The sequence below is a fragment of the Streptomyces sp. NBC_01334 genome, assembly GCF_035983595.1.
Lineage (GTDB): Bacteria > Actinomycetota > Actinomycetes > Streptomycetales > Streptomycetaceae > Streptomyces > Streptomyces coriariae.
In genome coordinates this window covers 4,566,736-4,580,521 of record NZ_CP130718.1, presented here as the reverse complement: position 1 = coordinate 4,580,521, position 13,786 = coordinate 4,566,736, and the positions used below count along the sequence as shown (strand labels likewise).

Annotated in this window: 13 protein-coding genes and 1 pseudogene; 7 read left to right on the top strand and 7 right to left on the bottom strand. The window is 72.8% G+C overall.

Going from position 1 to position 13,786, the window contains the following annotated elements:
• Positions 1-20: 20 nt before the first annotated feature.
• Positions 21-701 carry a class I SAM-dependent methyltransferase gene (locus OG736_RS20390; RefSeq protein WP_327183730.1) on the bottom strand — a complete coding sequence of 227 codons (681 nt, stop codon included), beginning with the start codon at positions 699-701 and terminating at the stop codon, positions 21-23.
• Positions 702-880: 179 nt separating this feature from the next.
• Here OG736_RS20390 and OG736_RS20385 point away from each other — a divergent pair, with 179 nt between their 5' ends.
• From OG736_RS20385 to OG736_RS20370, 4 genes are all read left to right on the top strand, one after another.
• On the top strand, positions 881-2,008 hold the full coding sequence (locus tag OG736_RS20385) for an NADH:flavin oxidoreductase (protein ID WP_327183729.1): 1,128 nt from the start codon (positions 881-883) through the stop codon (positions 2,006-2,008).
• 43 nt (positions 2,009-2,051) lie between these two features.
• A complete protein-coding gene (locus OG736_RS20380) occupies positions 2,052-2,906 on the top strand; it encodes a metallophosphoesterase (protein WP_327183728.1) in 855 nt (284 codons plus the stop codon).
• A 206-nt stretch (positions 2,907-3,112) separates the two neighbouring features.
• Entirely contained in the window at positions 3,113-4,603 is a 1,491-nt protein-coding gene (locus OG736_RS20375; protein WP_327183727.1) for an MFS transporter, read from the top strand.
• A gap of 115 nt (positions 4,604-4,718) precedes the next feature.
• Complete coding sequence (locus tag OG736_RS20370; protein WP_327183726.1) at positions 4,719-6,284, top strand: carboxylesterase/lipase family protein; 1,566 nt, start codon at positions 4,719-4,721, stop codon at positions 6,282-6,284.
• 22 nt (positions 6,285-6,306) lie between these two features.
• Here the strand turns inward: OG736_RS20370 and OG736_RS20365 are convergent, their stop codons facing one another.
• The gene (locus OG736_RS20365) at positions 6,307-6,882 is read right to left on the bottom strand and encodes a hypothetical protein (RefSeq protein ID WP_314223723.1); all 576 of its coding nucleotides are present in this window, start codon (positions 6,880-6,882) and stop codon (positions 6,307-6,309) included.
• Positions 6,883-7,059: 177 nt separating this feature from the next.
• Between OG736_RS20365 and OG736_RS20360 the strand changes: the two genes are divergently transcribed.
• Positions 7,060-8,574 (top strand): subtype B tannase, encoded by a 1,515-nt coding sequence (locus tag OG736_RS20360; RefSeq protein WP_327183725.1) that lies wholly within the window; start codon positions 7,060-7,062, stop codon positions 8,572-8,574.
• On the opposite strand, the gene OG736_RS20355 is transcribed toward OG736_RS20360, so the two are convergent.
• The 3 genes from OG736_RS20355 to OG736_RS20345 are packed head-to-tail and all read right to left on the bottom strand — an operon-like array spanning position 8,507 to position 11,857.
• Entirely contained in the window at positions 8,507-9,958 is a 1,452-nt protein-coding gene (locus OG736_RS20355; protein WP_327183724.1) for a PTS transporter subunit EIIC, read from the bottom strand. The genes OG736_RS20360 and OG736_RS20355 overlap by 68 nt on opposite strands.
• A gap of 16 nt (positions 9,959-9,974) precedes the next feature.
• The gene (murQ, locus tag OG736_RS20350; RefSeq protein ID WP_327183723.1) at positions 9,975-10,910 is read right to left on the bottom strand and encodes an N-acetylmuramic acid 6-phosphate etherase; all 936 of its coding nucleotides are present in this window, start codon (positions 10,908-10,910) and stop codon (positions 9,975-9,977) included.
• 53 nt (positions 10,911-10,963) lie between these two features.
• The gene (locus OG736_RS20345; protein ID WP_327183722.1) at positions 10,964-11,857 is read right to left on the bottom strand and encodes a MurR/RpiR family transcriptional regulator; all 894 of its coding nucleotides are present in this window, start codon (positions 11,855-11,857) and stop codon (positions 10,964-10,966) included.
• A gap of 55 nt (positions 11,858-11,912) precedes the next feature.
• Here OG736_RS20345 and OG736_RS20340 point away from each other — a divergent pair, with 55 nt between their 5' ends.
• Complete coding sequence (locus OG736_RS20340) at positions 11,913-12,296, top strand: DUF8819 family protein (protein WP_267022497.1); 384 nt, start codon at positions 11,913-11,915, stop codon at positions 12,294-12,296.
• Positions 12,297-12,303: 7 nt separating this feature from the next.
• Entirely contained in the window at positions 12,304-12,570 is a 267-nt protein-coding gene (locus OG736_RS20335) for a DUF4031 domain-containing protein (protein ID WP_327183721.1), read from the top strand.
• 48 nt (positions 12,571-12,618) lie between these two features.
• On the opposite strand, the pseudogene OG736_RS20330 reads toward OG736_RS20335, so the two are convergent.
• Together OG736_RS20330 and OG736_RS20325 are read right to left on the bottom strand one after the other, a co-directional pair.
• Positions 12,619-13,113, bottom strand: a pseudogene (locus tag OG736_RS20330) (GNAT family N-acetyltransferase); the annotation flags it as partial.
• An 11-nt stretch (positions 13,114-13,124) separates the two neighbouring features.
• On the bottom strand, positions 13,125-13,769 hold the full coding sequence (locus tag OG736_RS20325; RefSeq protein WP_327183720.1) for an HD domain-containing protein: 645 nt from the start codon (positions 13,767-13,769) through the stop codon (positions 13,125-13,127).
• Between the last annotated feature and the right edge of the window lie 17 nt (positions 13,770-13,786).

Sequence of the window (13,786 nt, the reverse complement as noted above, 5' to 3'; positions counted from 1 at the left end):
TCCCGGGAGCCGGCCGTCGGTCAGGAGGCGGTGTAGTAGGAGGCGATGGCGGGCTGGCCCGTGTAGTTGGGGCCGGCGGCCGGGTCGGCGCCCAGGTAGCGGAACGGGAGGCGGACGGCTCGGGGCCCCCGGAGGGTGAGGCGGTGGTGGCGGGGGCTGTAGTCGTAGCCCGCCGCGCGCAGGGCTGAGACCGCCGGTCTCGCGGCGGTCGAGCCGTCGGCGTGGCGCACCGACTCCGGGTCGAAGTGGGCGGCCAGCAGACCGTCCTCGGTCAGCCAGGACGCCGCGCGGGTGAGCAGGCCGAGCTGGTCGCCGACGTAGTGCAGGCCGTGGACGCAGGTGATCAGGTCGTAGGTCCGGGCCGGGGTCCAGGAGGAGACGGAGGCGACTGTCTCCTCCAGGGCGGGCGGGGCGGGCCGCGGAACGAGCGGGCCCACCAGGTCGACGGCGGTGAGGACCGCCTCGGCCGGCAGGGCGGACGCCGCCTCGCGCAGGGCGCGGCCCTCGCCGCTGCACAGGTCCAGCCAGGAGGGTGCGGGGCGGTGCGCCAGGTGGGCCAGGAGGTCGACGCCCAGTTCGCGGGCGTAGCTGTTCACGCCGGTGAGGCCGCGCTCGCGGTTCATGGTGTTGTTGGCGACCACGGAGGACCGTTCCAGCTCGGGGGAGGAGAGCAGGGAGGGGAGCGGCGGGGGCTTCGGCATGGCGTCATTCTCGCGGCCGGGACGTGTGGCCGGGATGTGCGGCCCGGGCGCGTGGCCGGGATCACAGGGGCTGACTCCCGGGGCTCGGAATGGCGCGGAGGGCCGAGGGGTTTCAGTGGGAGAGGCACTCAATGCATGTGCACATACCCACTGGTCCATCGTCCCGAGGAGCCCCCCACGTGAGCATCACCCCGCCCGCCGCCACGCGCGCCGCCGAGATTCTCGCCCGCCCGGTGTCCATCAACGGACTCACCGTCCCGAACCGCATCGCCATGGCGCCGATGACGCGCATGTTCTCCCCGGACGGCGTTCCCGGCGAGGACGTCGTGTCGTACTACGGCCGTCGGGCCGCCGCCGGTGTGGGCCTCATCGTCACCGAGGGGACGTACGTCGGGCACGAGTCGGCGGGGCAGAGCGACCGGGTGCCGCGGTTCCACGGTGCGGAGCAGCTCGCGGGCTGGGCGAAGGTCGCGGAGGCCGTGCACGCGGGCGGCGGGACGATCGTGCCGCAGCTGTGGCACATCGGGATGGTGCGCAACCAGGGTGAGCCGCCGTTCGCGGACGCGCCCGCCGTCGGCCCCTCCGGCATCCGGGTCGACGGTACCGAGGGCACCGGCAAGGCGATGACCCAGCGCGACCTGGACGACGTCATCGGCGCGTTCGCCGAGGCCGCGGCCGCCGCCGAGCGCATCGGCTTCGACGGCGTCGAGATCCACGGCGCCCACGGATACCTCGTGGACCAGTTCCTGTGGGCCGGCACCAACCGCCGCACCGACGCCTACGGCGGTGACGCCGTGGCCCGTGCGAAGTTCGCCGCCGAGGTCGTGGCCGCCGTGCGCGAGACCGTCTCGGCCGAGTTCCCGATCATCTTCCGCTACTCGCAGTGGAAGCAGGAGGCGTACGACGCGCGACTCGCCGAGACGCCGGAGGAGCTGGAGGCCATCCTCGCCCCGCTCGCCGCCGCCGGTGTCGACGCTTTCCACGCCTCCACCCGCCGCTACTGGCTCCCGGAGTTCGACGGCTCGGACCTCAACCTCGCGGGCTGGACGAAGAAGCTCACCGGCAGGCCCACCATCACGGTCGGCTCGGTCGGACTCGACGGCGACTTCATCAGGGCCTTCGCGGGCGAGGGCTCCCCGGTCAAGGGCATCGACGACCTCCTCGACCGGCTGGAGCGCGACGAGTTCGACATGGTGGCCGTCGGGCGTGCGCTGCTCCAGGACCCGGAGTGGGCGGCCAAGGTGCTCGACGGGCGTCTCGACGAACTGAAGCCGTACGACGCCGCCGCGCTGCGCACCCTCAGCTGAGCGACACCTCGCTGAGCGTCAACTCGCGGGTATGGTCCGGGAGATGAGAATCCTTCATCTCTCGGACACCCATATCGGCCGCGTCGACGGGCCCGACGGCCGTCGGGTCGACGCCGCCGACTCCCTCCGGCTCCTGCTCGGCGAACTCCGCCACCTGCGGGACGTGGAGGCGGTCGTCGTCACCGGCGACCTCGCCGACGACGGCTCGGTGGAGGCGTACACGACCGTGCGGGAGCTGATCGGCGGCTTCGCGCGCTCCCTCGGCGCCCCCGTCTTCTACACCACCGGCAACCACGACGAGCGGACCGCCTTCGCGAAGGTGCTGGGCAGCGGCCACCCGGATGCCGCCCTCGACTTCCCCGGCGCCGAGCGGGCCGCCGTCAGCACGGTGGGCGGTTGGCGGCTCGTCACCCTCGACTCACTGGTTCCGGGGGAGGTGTACGGCCGGCTCGGCGCAGGCCAGCTGGACTGGCTGCGGGACGTCTTGAGCACGCCGGCCGAGCACGGCACCGTCGTCGCCTTCCATCACCCTCCGATCGGCCTCGGCATCTCGGCTACCCAGCGGGTCTTCGGGCTGCGCGACCCCGAGGGGCTGGCGGAGGTTGTCCGGGGGAGTGACGTCCGCGTGCTGCTCACCGGGCACTTCCATCTCCAGCTCTTCGGGCTGCTGGCCGGCGTGCCGGTGTGGGTGACGCCCGGTGTCGTCAACCGCATCGACCTGACCACCGCGCCCGGCACCGAACGGGCGGTGCGTGGGGCGTCCGCATCCCTGGTGGAGCTGGGCGGGGCGACGGGACCGATGTTCCACACCCTGCACGCACGGGATCCGCGTGCCCACGAGACGGTCTACGAGCTGGACGAGGAGCGGACGCGGGAGATCATCGCGCGCCACGGCTGAGGCCCCGGGGAGTCTCTCCGTCCGACCTCCGTGCGTGACCTGCGCCTGACCTCCGTTCCGACCCTCGTCCGACCCTCGTCCGACCTTCGCTTTCTCCCTCGGGGGCGCGGGCACGGGAAATTTAGCTTGCTTAACTCAATCAATCTGCATAAGCTTGCTTGAGTCAAGCAGTTCACATCCCTCGTGCATCCGACGGAGGCCCTGTCATGTCCGACGCCCTTGCCCGACCCGCTGCGGCGGGAACATCCGCCCCACCGAGGTCGAACGCCGTGGTGGCGGTGCTGGCCCTGGCCGGGATCGTCGTCTCGCTGATGCAGACGCTGGTCATCCCGATCGTCCCCGAGCTGCCCAAGCTGCTGGACGCGCCCGCCTCCGACACCGCCTGGGCGGTCACCGCCACGCTGCTCGCCGCCGCCGTCGCCACCCCGGTCGTGGGGCGGCTCGGTGACATGGTCGGCAAGCGGCGGATGCTGCTCACCAGCATCGTGCTGCTGGTGTCCGGCTCGGTGGTCTGCGCCCTCGCTGACTCGCTCGTCCCGATGATCGTCGGCCGTGCGCTCCAGGGTCTGTCGGCCGCCGTGGTGCCGCTGGGCATCAGCATCCTGCGGGACACGGTGTCCGCCGAGAAGCTCGCCGGTTCGACGGCGGTGATGAGCGCCTCCCTCGGCGTCGGCGGCGCGCTCGGTCTGCCCACCGCCGCGTTCATCGCGGACAACTGGGACTGGCACATCCTCTTCTGGACCTCCGCCGCCCTCGGTGTCGTCTCCTTCCTGCTCGTGCTGCTGTTCGTCCCGGAATCGCAGCTCCGTGTCGGCGGCCGCTTCGACCTCGTCGGCTCGCTCGGTCTGTCGGCCGGTCTGGTCTCGCTGCTGCTGGCCGTGTCCAAGGGCGCCGACTGGGGCTGGACCTCCGGTACGACGCTGGGCCTGGGTGCCGCCGCCGTCCTGATCCTGGCCGCCTGGGGCTGGTGGGAGCTCAAGGCGAAGCAGCCGCTGGTCGACCTGCGCACCACCGCGAAGCCGCAGGTGCTCTTCACCAACCTCGCCTCGATCGCCCTCGGCTTCTCGATGTTCGCGATGTCCCTGGTCCTGCCCCAGCTGCTCCAGCTGCCCGAGCAGACCGGCTACGGCCTGGGCAGGTCGATGCTGACCGTCGGTCTGGTGCTGGCCCCGCAGGGCCTGGTCATGATGGTCATGTCCGCCGTGTCCGCCAAGATCACCAAGGCCAAGGGCCCCAAGGTCACCCTGATGATCGGCGCGCTGATCGTCGCCTCCGGCTACGGCCTGAACATCCTGCTCATGTCCGAGGTCTGGCACCTGATCCTGGTGTCCTGCATCATCGGCGCCGGTATCGGCTTCACCTACGGCGCGCTCCCGGCCCTGATCATGGGCGCCGTCGACCCCTCCCAGACGGGCGCGGCCAACAGCCTCAACACCCTGATGCGGTCCCTGGGCACCAGCTTCGCCAGCGCCATCGCCGGCGTGATCCTCGCTCAGATGACCACCGACTTCGGCGGCTACGCCCTTCCCTCGGAGAACGGCTTCAAGGTCGTCATGGCCATCGGAGCCGGCGCGGCCCTGGCCGCCTTCCTCTTCGCCACCTTCATCCCGAAGCGCAAGGCCCCGGCCGGGCTCTCGGTGGTGGACGACGCGGCAGGCACGGAAGGCGCCGAGGAGGCCGCCCCGGCCAAGGCGTGAGCGCCAACCGACGTGCCGGAGGCGGCTGTCACCCACACGAGGGGTGACAGCCGCCTTCGGCACTTTCGCCGATCACCGTCCGTTCCACGAGCAGCCGCCATTTCAGGAGTGATCAATGACGACACCCGACGCCACCGACCGGCTCGTCGCCCGTACCACGGCCGGCGTCGTACGAGGTCTCCGCGAGGAGGACCTGACGGTCTTCCGCGGTATCCCCTTCGCCGCGCCGCCGGTCGGCGAGGCCCGCTTCCAGGCCCCGCGCCCGCCCCACCCGTGGGACGGGACGCGGGACGCGTACGCCTTCGGCCCGCCGCCCCCGCAGGAGGCGGGCATCCAGGGCCGGGCCGGGATCCCGGGCGCCCCGACCGGCGACGACTGGCTGACGGTCAACGTCTGGACCCCGGACATCGAACCGGACCCGTCGGCCGCCCGGCCGGTGATGGTGTGGATCTACGGCGGCGCCTACAAGCTCGGTCACTCCGGCAGCCCCGGTTACGACGCGCAGCACCTCGCCCGCGCCGGTGACCTGGTCATCGTCACCTTCAACTACCGGGTCGGCATAGAGGGGTTCGCGCGGATCGAGGGCGCGCCCGCCAACCGGGGGCTGCTGGACCAGGTCGCCGCGCTGGAGTGGGTGCGGGACAACATCACGGCGTTCGGCGGCGACCCCGGCCGGGTGACCGTCTTCGGCGAGTCGGCGGGCGCCGGTTCGGTGGCCTCGCTGCTGGCCATGCCGGGCGCCCGGGGCCTGTTCGGGCGGGCCATCGCGCAGAGCGTGCCCGGCACCTACTTCTCCGACGAACTGGCCCGCGACCTCGCGAGCGCGATCGCCGCGGAGGCCGGCCTGCGTCCGACGGCCGCAGACCTGGGCACGGTGGATCCGCGCACGCTGACCGAGGCCGGTGCGGCGCTGGGCGCGAAGATGGCACAGCGGGTGGACCGGTGGGGACAGGTCGCGCCCACGGTCACCCCGTTCTCTCCCGTGGTCGACGGCGAGATCCTGCCGACGACTCCCTGGCAGGCGCTGGCGGCGGGCGCCGCTCGGGACGTCGAGCTGATCGTCGGACACAACGCGCAGGAGTTCCGGCTGTTCCTCGTCCTGGGCGGCCTGCTGGGCAAGGTGACCGAGGAACAGGCGACCGCCGTGCTGCGGCTGTTCGCCCCGGGCGGGGGAGCGGAGGGCGAACAGGCCTACCGATCGGCCTTCCCGGAAGCGGACGCGGGCGAGCTGTACGAGCGGGTGCAGTCGGACTGGCTGTTCCACATACCCTCCCTGCAGCTGGCCGAGGCGCAGGTGGCGGGCGGTGGCCGGGCCCATGTCTACGAGCTGACCTGGCCGGCCCCGGGAGCCGGCGGCGCCCTGGGCGCGTGCCACGGCCTGGACATCCCGCTGCTGTTCGGCACCTACACGGCGGACCTCGGGAACCTGCTGTTCGCGGGGGCGGAGGTCACGGACGAGGCTCGGGCCCTGACGGCGGAATTCCAGCGGTCGTGGACATCCTTCGCACGGACGGGAGACCCGGGCTGGCCGGCCTACGACCCGGAGCGGCGGCTGGTGCAGGTGCTGGGCGCGGAGCCGCAGGTGCGCCCGTACCCGGAGGAGACCTCCCGTCGGCTGTGGGAGGGGCACGGCTTCCCGCCGCTGCCGTTGCTGGACGGGGGTGTACGCGACAGGGACTGAGAGCCGTACGGCGGTGGCGGTCCTAGAGGTTGCCGAGGGGCTCGATGTCGACCTTCACCGGGGTGCCCCAGATGCGCAGCACCTCGTAGTCGGTGAACTCGTGCACCAGCCGGTAGGCCATCGCTGGCCGGGATCCGCGGCGCAGGGCGGCGATGTAGAGCTCGGCCTCGCGGCGGTCCCTGCGCGGCGTCCCGCAGAGCTGCCACTCCTGGCCGGTCCACAGCTCTGCCAGCCAGCGCTGCTGGGGCTGCGGGCGGTCGGCGCGGGTGCCGTATCGGGAGGTGGAGGGGGTGGGAGCGCTGTAAGGCGCCTGCGGGGCGGGGCCGTTGAACTCGGCCCGGCGGGCCGCCCGGCGGCGGGTCTCGCAGAGCAGGCACAGGTCGGGGGCAGCCTCGTCGACCGGGCCGTGCGGGTGCTCGGCGCAGCGGGTGGTGGGCGTGGCGCCGACGACGCTGTCGTCCAGCAGGTCCAGGGCACGCCGCAGATCGGCCTTGACCTCGTGCAGCCGGGTGTCCGGGGTGTCGCCGGTGAGCGCTTCGCCGTGCTCGCCGAGGAGTCGGAGGGCACGGCCGAGCGCGGTGAGCTGGGCGTGGTTCATGGCTCCAGGGTAGGGCGGGCGCGGCGGGTGACGGCTCTCGGCCAATCTGCGCAGCGAAGCTGTGATTGTTGACAATTTCGGTGACGATTCGAGGGTGCGGGTGGTAGCAAGAGGCGACGGCAAGAGCTGCCTACGGACGAGATGGATGTGAAGCGAGTGAAGCGCAGGACTGTGGTCATGGGACTCACCGCGGCAGGGGCCGTGCCTGCCCTCGGGTACGCCCCGGAGGCCGCCGCGGCCGGGCAGGGCAGGGCTTCCGCGGGCTCCGGGGCGGCGGCCGACACCTCCCTGGTCTTCGACCCCACCGCCTACACCGAGCAGACCATCAGCATCAAGGACACCACCGGCACCGCGCACAGCGTGACCTACCGCTTCTTCAAGGTCGCCAGTTACGTGGCCAAGCCGGTGAACGCGGTCTACCAGTCCCTGAACGTCAGCGTCCCCGTGTCCATCGACGGCGCCGCCGTGGACGCCTCCGACGCACCCATCCTCTTCGCCAACGCCGTCGGCGGATACATGCCGTCCTCCGTCGCGAACGCCACCGGGATCAGCGCGTCCGGCATGGGCGGCGGTACCAGCAGGCAGGCGCTGGCGCTGGCCGCCGGGTACGTCGTCGTGGAGCCCGGCGCCCGAGGCCGCAGCCTCGTCGACGCGAACGGCACGTACTACGGCACCGCGCCCGCCGCGATCGTGGACCTCAAGGCGGCGGTGCGCTACCTGAAGTTCAACAAGGGCCGCGTCCCCGGCGACGTCGAGCGGATCGTCTCCTCCGGTGTCAGCGCCGGCGGCGCGCTCTCCGCGCTGCTCGGTGCCTCCGGCGACAGCCCGCTGTACGACTCCTACCTGGCGGAGGTCGGAGCGGCCGACACCTCCGACGCCATCTTCGCCAGCGGCGACTGGTGCCCCATCACCGACCTGGAGCACGCCGACGCCGCCTACGAGTGGTGCTGGGGAGCCAACCCGCTCGCCTCCGGCGCGACGGTCGACGCGACGATCTCCGCCGACCTGAAGGCACAGTTCACGGACTACCTCGCGTCCCTGAAGCTGCGCGCCAAGGGCTACGGCGCTCTCACCGCCCGCAACCTGGACACCTATCTGCTGGAGACGTTCGTCCAGCCCTCGGCCACCGAGTACCTGGCGGCCCTGACGGACACCGCCCGCGACACCTACCTCGCCGCGAACCCCTTCATCACCTGGTCCGCGGGCAAGGCCACCTTCACCTGGGCGGACTTCCTCACCCACGTCGGCGCCCGCAAGAAGAACGCCCCCTCCTTCGACGGCTTCGACCTGTCCACGCCCGAGTGCAACCTCTTCGGCACCGGCACCACCAAGGCCCGCCACTTCACGCTCTACAGCCTCCGCCACGAGGCCGGTGACAGCGCCCGCCTGGACGCCGACCTCCCCGCCAAGCTGCACCTGATGAACCCGATGTACCACCTCGTCGACAAGGTGAACCCGCACCGCGCGAAGCACTGGTGGATACGCCTCGGCACGAAGGACAGCGACACCTCGCTGTCGGTGGCCGCCAACCTCGCGACCCGCCTGACCGCACTCGGCGACGACGTCGACACGGCCTACTACTGGGACGCCGGCCACGGCGCCGACCTGGACCCCGGCGACTTCGTCAGCTGGATCGGTCAGGTGTCGGGCCACCAGGGCTTGCGCTCCCGCTCCGGATCCCGCGGGAAGTAGCGCCGGACAGCACGCGGTCGGTGACGCCGAAGGCGTAGGTCGCCGCGAAGCCGACCGCGTACCCCGTCAGCAGCCCGCCGGCGTAGACCGCCGCCGTCGGGCCCAGTCCCCGGTTGCCCGCCAGCAGGGGGAACAGGGCCCAGCCGGACGGGCCGATCGCCGTCGCTCCCACCTTGTCGCCGAGCATCGCGAAGAAGCCGACGAAGGCGCCGCCGGCCGCCCCGCCCGCGCAGGCGGTGAGGAAGGGACGGCCCAGCGGCAGCGACACCCCGTAGATCAGGGGCTCCCCGACGCCCAGCAGCCCGGCCGGGAGCGCCGACCTGATCGTCGTCCGGATGGAGGTGTCGTGGCGCAGCCGGACGTACACCGCCACCGCCGCGCCGACCTGGCCCGCGCCCGCCATGGCCAGGACGGGCAGCAGAACCGTGTAGCCCTGCTGGTCGATGAGGGTGGTGTGGATGGGGATGAGGGCCTGGTGCAGGCCGAGCATCACCAGCGGCAGGAAGAGGCCGCCGAGCACCAGACCCGCGAAGGCGCCCGTCGTCGCCAGCAGCCAGTTCGCCCCCGTGCCGATGGCCGAGGACACCAGGCCGGCCGCGTACATCAGGCCGTACAGCGTGCCGAGCCCGGCGACGAGGACCGTCAGGGCAGGGGTGAGGAGCACGTCCAGCGCCTCCGGGACCCGGCCACGGCACCACTTCTCGACGCGGGTCGCGAGGAGCGCGGCCGCCAGCGCGCCGAGGACCCCGCCCTGGCCGGGGGCGAGGGTCACCCCGAACGCCGTCACCTTCGCGACCCCCGGGTAGACGACGATCGCCGCGATCGCACCGCCCAGGATCGGGGTGCCGCCGAACTCCTTCGCCGTGTTGTGGCCGACGAAGACGGCGATCAGCGCCATGAAGGCGGAGGCGACGGCGGCCAGGGCGGGGGTGAGGCCGGGCAGCCACCCGGTGTTGAGCAGCAGACCGTTGATCCCGGCGAGGATCCCGCAGCCGATGAGGGCGGGGATCAGCGGGACGAACACGGCGGCCAGCCGGCGCAGACCGGCCTTGAACGGAGTCGCGTTGCCCCTGCGCCGCTCCTCCCGCAACTCGGCCCCCCGCGCGCCCAGTTCGTCGGCGGCGGACGGCCGGGCGAGCAGCTGCTCGAAGTCGGCCGTCACCCGTGTCACCACGCCCGGCCCGAGGACCACCTGGTACGAGCCGTCGTCCACGACGACCCCGAGCACCCCGGGCAGCGCCCGCAACGCGTCCTCGTCCGCGCGGGACGGATCGGCGAGGCCCAGCCGCAGCCGGGTCATGCAGTGGGCGACGGACGTGACGTTCGCCGGGCCGCCCACCAGGGGCAGGATCGCGGCGGCTGTGGAGGAGGAGTCGATACGCACCCCCCGAGCGTGCGGCTCAGCCGCGCGCCGCACCGAGCGCGGCGCGCAGATGTCCCCCGGACTCCTCCAGAAGGCGGGCGGCCGCCGGCCCGTCCACCCCGGCCAGCAGGGCGAGGATCGCGTTCTTCACCTCGCCGTCGGTGGCCGCGAGGGCGGCCTCGATCTCCGGTTCGTCCGCCCCGGTCGCCAGCGCCACGATCCGCCGGGAACGGGCGCGCAGCTTCTCGTTCGAGGCACGGACGTCGACCATCAGGTTCCCGTACGTCTTGCCCAGCCGGATCATCGTGATCGTCGAGATCATGTTCAGGACCAGCTTCTGGGCCGTGCCCGCCTTCAGCCGGGTGGAGCCGGTGAGCAGCTCCGGCCCCACGACCACCTCGATCCCGTGCTCGGCGGCGGCGGCCAGCGCGCTGCCCGGGTTGCAGGCCAGCCCGACGGTCAGGGCGCCCCGGGCCCGCGCGTACCGCACGGCGCCGACGGCGTACGGGGTGCGACCGGAGGCGGAGACGCCGATCACGGTGTCGTCGGGGGTGAGCGCGAGGGCGGCCAGATCCGCTTCGGCGAGCTCCTGGGAGTCCTCGGCGCCCTCGACGGAGGTGACCACGGCCGGCGGGCCGCCCGCGATCAGTCCGACGACCTGGCCGGGCGCGGTGTTGAAGGTCGGCGGGCACTCGGAGGCGTCGAGGACTCCGAGCCGCCCGGCGGTACCGGCACCGGCGTAGACCAGCCGGCCGCCGCGTGCCATGCGTGCGGCGACCGCGTCGATGACGGCGGCGATCTGCGGAAGCCGTACACCGACCGCGGCGGGGACGTCGGCGTCCTCCCCGTTCATGAGGTGGGCGATGTCGAGGGTGGGAAGCCGGTCGATCTCGGCGAGGTCGGGGCGGAACGCCTCGGTGGTGAGGGATTCGAGCGCGGCGCGCAGCTCACTGGGGTCGGGCTGGGAGGTCATCGGGGAGAGCTCTTTCCGGTGCGGGTCGGGACAACTGTCTGCACCTCCACGGTCTACCGGTGCCGGTGGGCCAACGCCTCGTACGACGCGGCCAACGCCGGCCCTGCCGTCGCGTAGGTCCGCTGGGCCACCCCCACGAACAGGCAGTCCACCACCAGCAGCTGGCTCGTGCGGGACGACATCGCCGCCGGGCGCAGCTCGCTCTCCCGCGCGGTCGACGTGGCCAGCACATGATCGGCGTACTGCGTCACCGCGCTCTTCGGCCGTCCGGTGAGGGCGACGGTGGTGGCCCCGTGCTCGAACGCCACCCGCAGCGGTTCGATGACGTCCCGCGTAGCGCCGGAGTGCGTGATGGCGATCGCGAGGTCACCGGAGGCCAGCTGGACCGCGTTCGTCACCGCGAGGTGGGTGTCGCTGTGGGCGTGCGCGATGAGCCCGATCCGCAGCAGCTTCTGGGTGAGGTCCTGGGCGACGAGCCCGGACGCCCCGACGCCGTACACGTCGATGCGCCGCGCGGCCGCCGCGGCGGTGACGGCCGCCTCGAGCTGGCCGGTGTCGAGCGCGGCGGCGGTGTCGGCGAGGGTCTGCCGCTCGTCGTGGGCGAGCTTGGCGACCACGTCCGCCAGCGGATCGTCGACCGCGATGTCGGTGGTGATGGCGGGCGCCCGCCCGGACCGCTGCTGCGCCGCCAGCCCGGCGAGGGCGAGCCGCAGATCACGGTAGCCGGGGTAGCCGAGCAGGCGGGCGGTACGCACGACGGTCGCCTCGCTGGTGCCGGTGAGTTCGGCGAGGCCGGTGACGGTGAGGGCGGCGCAGCCCGCCGGGTCGTTCGCGACGGCTTCGGCGACACGCCGTATGGAGCGGGTCAGGGAGGGCGTCAGGGTGCGGACCTTGGCTGCGAGGGCGGAAGGATCGGGACTGAAGGTTTCCTTCACTACCTTGGTCACCTCTGAAAGCTATTTTCTGTTCGGGCTCGGGGTCAAGAGTGCGCACAATGGGTGCATGGATCCCATCAGCCCCCTGGAACAGGCGTTGCACACGGCACGCGCCCTCGTGCTGGCCGATCTGGCCTCGGGCGAGGTCGCCGCGGCGGATGTGGTGTCGCTGGTCGAGGACTCCGTCGTGCAGCGGCGCTGGTGGGTCGAGCAGTGGCCGGACGGCGTGGCGTACGTGGCGGGACTGGTGGCGCAGGACGTGCAGGACGCGCTGCTGGAGCGGTACGGGCGCTGGCCGATCTGCCCGGTCTGCGGCTCGGGCGACCCGCACGCCCTCGAGGTCGAGCCCGAACTCGGTCCCGATCCGCACTGGGTGTGCCACAAGGCGGGCGTGAAGGTCGCTTCGGTGGGCTCGCTGGGCCCGGCCCTGGGAGGCGACCCGTCCTCGTGAGTGTCTCGTGACCGTCTACATCGACCCGCCGGACTGGCCGGGCCACGGCCGTATGTGGTCCCACCTCGTGAGCGATGTCTCGTACGGCGAACTGCACGTCTTCGCCGAGGGGTTGGGCATCCCGCGGCGCGCCTTCGAGCGCGATCACTACGACATCCCGTCGCACCGCTACGCCGAGGTGGTGGCGGCCGGTGCGGTCGAGGTGAGCAGCCGCGAGGTGGTGCGCCTGCTGACGGCGGCCGGCCTGCGCAGACGCAAGGGCGCCGGGACGTGATCGCCGGGACGTAGGGGTCGGGGCGCAGGGCGGGCGGTGCGGGGTGTCCTACGGCAGGTGCTCCGGCCCGCGCAGCTCGTACGCGTCCTCCACGTCGCCCGCGGCGACCTTGACGAACCCGGCCCGTTCCAGCACGCCCCGAGAGGGGGCGTTGGCGTGCCCGACGACCGCGAACAGGCGCCGGACGTCGTCCCGTGCCAGCGCCCAGCCGGCCAGCGCGCGCAGGGCCTCGGTCGCGTAGCCGTGGCCGCGGGCGGCCTCGACCAGGTCGTAGCCGATCTCGGTGCGGCCGTCCTCGTCCGGAGCCGTGTGGAAGCACATGCTGCCGACGGCCCGGCCGTCCGCCCGCCGCACGAGGACGTACATGCCGAACTCCGGCCGGTGCACGCCGGACACATACGCCCGCACCATCATTCCCGCGGCGTCCCGCGTCCCCTCGAACGGTCCGCCGTCGAGCCACACGAAGCCTCCGCCGCCGCCCGCCCGCAGTCCGGCGGCGGCGCTGGGTGTGACGCCTTCGAGGGTGAGGCGTTCGGCCGGGATGCGCGGGGTGGTCACGAGGTGAGCAGTTCCAGTTCGCCCCGCAGGTTGTAGCGGGCCGTGGCCTCCCACCGCTCGCTCGCGTACGGCGTCCTGAACAGCCGGGGCAGGTCGAGGAGTTGGCGCAGGATGTCCGCCCGGCCGGCCCGGAAGGCGTCGCTGGGGACGAAGTGGTACTCCTCGCGGACGGCGGCGGTGTAGGCGGCGTACGCGGTCGGCGGCGCGGCGAGGATCGCGAGGTCGGCGTCGCTCAGGACCTGGCCGTCGAGGTCGTCGTCGGCCGGATCGTGGGTGACGGTGAGCCGGACGAGCCTCGCGACCTCGGCGGTCCGCTCCGGCGACACGCCCGCCTCGGGCAGCGCGCGCTCGGCGAGGCGGGCGGAGCGCTCCTCGTTCTCGGACCGGTCGGGCAGATAGACGGCGTCGTGGAACCAGGCGGCCAGCCGGACGACGTCCGGGTCGGCGGCGTGCTCGGCGAGGATGTCGACGCGGTCGAGGACCTCGGTGAGGTGCGTGAGCGTGTGGTAGCGGCGCTGCGGCTCCTGCCAGCGGGCGAGGAGGTCGTCGGCGTACGGCTCCGGGTCCGGGCCACCGGCCGGGCCCCGGGTCCTGTCCAGGGTGTGGCTGAAACGGGTGCGCAGGGCGTCGAGATCGGCCATGGCCCCATTGTCGCGCG